General features: G+C 60.0%; 3 protein-coding genes and 1 pseudogene. 3 read left to right on the top strand and 1 reads right to left on the bottom strand.

The window, feature by feature from the left end; genetic code table 11:
- The 3 genes and pseudogenes from B3187_RS11960 to B3187_RS11970 form a co-directional block, all read left to right on the top strand.
- A pseudogene (locus B3187_RS11960) lies at positions 1-267 on the top strand (glycine oxidase ThiO); the annotation flags it as partial.
- Positions 233-436 (top strand): sulfur carrier protein ThiS, encoded by a 204-nt coding sequence (gene thiS / locus B3187_RS11965; RefSeq protein ID WP_286806688.1) that lies wholly within the window; start codon positions 233-235, stop codon positions 434-436. The pseudogene B3187_RS11960 and the gene thiS, both read left to right, overlap by 35 nt.
- Positions 437-438: 2 nt before the next feature.
- Entirely contained in the window at positions 439-1,230 is a 792-nt protein-coding gene (locus B3187_RS11970; RefSeq protein WP_286806689.1) for a thiazole synthase, read from the top strand.
- Positions 1,231-1,371: 141 nt separating this feature from the next.
- On the opposite strand, the gene B3187_RS11975 is transcribed toward B3187_RS11970, so the two are convergent.
- The coding region (locus tag B3187_RS11975; protein WP_286806691.1) for an AEC family transporter at positions 1,372-1,991 on the bottom strand (620 nt) is incomplete at its 5' end.

The following is a 1,991-nucleotide window of genomic DNA, read 5'->3' on the forward strand; positions in this document are numbered from 1 at the left end:
CCGGCCTTTTCCGAAGCGCGAATCGTCGAGCAGTCCGTCAATCTGCGTCCCGCATTGCCGGACAATAACCCTGGGATCACTCGAGAAGATCGCCTGCTACGGGTGAACGGCCTCTTCCGGCACGGCTATCTGCTGGCACCGGCGGTGGTCGATCAGGTGATGGCGATGATCGACGAAGGCGCCGACACCGAATTCGCACCCCATTTATTGAATCTCTCCCGGAACGCTCTCAATGATAATAGTCAGTCTGAACAACGAGCGGGTTGAGCTGCCCGCCGACACGCCCCTGAGCGACGCTCTGCAGCGGTGGCAGTATGCTGACCAGCCAGTGGCAGTTGCCATCAACAGTGAATTTGTACCCCGGGCACAGTACCCGCAGGTGGTTCTGCAAAGCAGCGATCAGGTCGATGTGGTTCGGCCCGTGGGAGGAGGCTGATCATGTCTCAGGATCAATTGGTTTTGTACGGCGAATCGTTCGACAGCCGGTTTCTGCTGGGGACCGCTCTCTACCCTTCACCACAATGCATGCTGGACGCGATTCAGTCCGGGCGCTGCGAGGTGGTCACCCTGGGGCTGCGTCGGCAAAACCCGACCGAGGGCAGCGGCGATGCGTTCTGGCAAATGATTCAGCGCAGCGGCTGTCGATTACTGCCCAACACCGCCGGCTGTAAAACGGTCAAGGAAGCCGTGACCCTGGCGGAAATGAGCCGGGAAATATTCAACACCGAATGGGTCAAGCTGGAGGTCATCGGCGATGATTACAATCTGCAGCCGGACCCCTTTGGACTCGTCGATGCCGCCGGACAATTGATTCAGAAAGGCTTCAAGGTGCTGCCCTATTGCACCGACGATCTGATTTTAGGCCAGCGCCTGCTTGATGTGGGCTGCGAGGTGTTGATGCCCTGGGGTTCTCCCATCGGGACCGGTCAGGGGCTGCTCAATCGCTACAATCTGAGAACCCTGCGCGAGCGCTTGCCGGACACGCCGCTGATCATTGATGCCGGTTTGGGCGCCCCCTCGCAGGCTACCGAGGCGATGGAGATGGGGTTTGATGGTGTGCTGCTGAACACCGCAGTGGCGAAAGCACACAACCCGCCCTTGATGGCCGAGGCGTTTGCCGACGCGATTGATGCCGGCCGAAAAGCCTTCAAAGCCGGATTGATGACCCGCCGGCAGACGGCCAGCCCCAGCACGCCGACCATCGGGCAGCCGTTTTGGCATCAGGCGTAAATGGGAGGGAGTTGTCAGCTTAAGCGCGCCCGAGGTGGTTGTCGGCTTACGGCCTTTGGCCTAAGCCGACCTACGGAACGGTCTTCCTGAGCCACGAGTAGGTCGGCTTAGCGCACCGCGCGTAAGCCGACAATCACACCCTTACAGCAACTGACTCCAAAGCGGCACGGTCACCAGCGACAGCAACAAGCCGTAACCGACAATGGTGGACACCAGCCTCGGCGCCAAACCATGAGCCATAGCCACCACGCCCGCCGAAATCATCGCCGGCATTGCCGTCTGTAACGCGACCGCCTGCGCCGCCACGGAGTGCAGATCCAGCACGGCGAACACCGCAAACACAATCGCCGGAATCAATACCAGCTTATACCCCAGACCCACGGTCAGCGGGAGCAGGTGTTCCTTATCCAGTTTCAACTGCCACTGCAGCCCCACCGCCACCATCACCACCGGCACCAAGCTCTCCGCAATCCGTCCGGTGGCGTAAGTGAACCAATGCGGGTAATCCAGCGGGAAGGTCGCAAACGCGAGCAACAGCACCACGAACGGCGGAAAGGTAAAGATGGTGCGGCTGACTTTACGCCAGGAGGTGTCCTGCCCGCTATACCAGGCCGCCACAATGACCGCATAGGTATTCAGGGCGATCACCGTGCCGGTCTGATCGTAAAGCAGTGCGTAGGGTAGTGCTTCAGGTGGGAGCAGTGCCTGAATCAGGGGAATACCGACAAAGGAGGTATTGCCGAGCACGATCACCAGCATCA

Source organism: Marinimicrobium sp. UBA4209, from assembly GCF_002381585.1.
GTDB lineage: Bacteria > Pseudomonadota > Gammaproteobacteria > Pseudomonadales > Cellvibrionaceae > Marinimicrobium > Marinimicrobium koreense.

Bases quoted from the DNA above. Each gene is read 5' to 3' on its own strand.
- thiS (WP_286806688.1), top strand. From the start codon at position 233: ATGATAATAGTCAGTCTGAACAACGAGCGGGTTGAGCTGCCCGCCGAC.
- B3187_RS11970 (WP_286806689.1), top strand. From the start codon at position 439: ATGTCTCAGGATCAATTGGTTTTGTACGGCGAATCGTTCGACAGCCGG.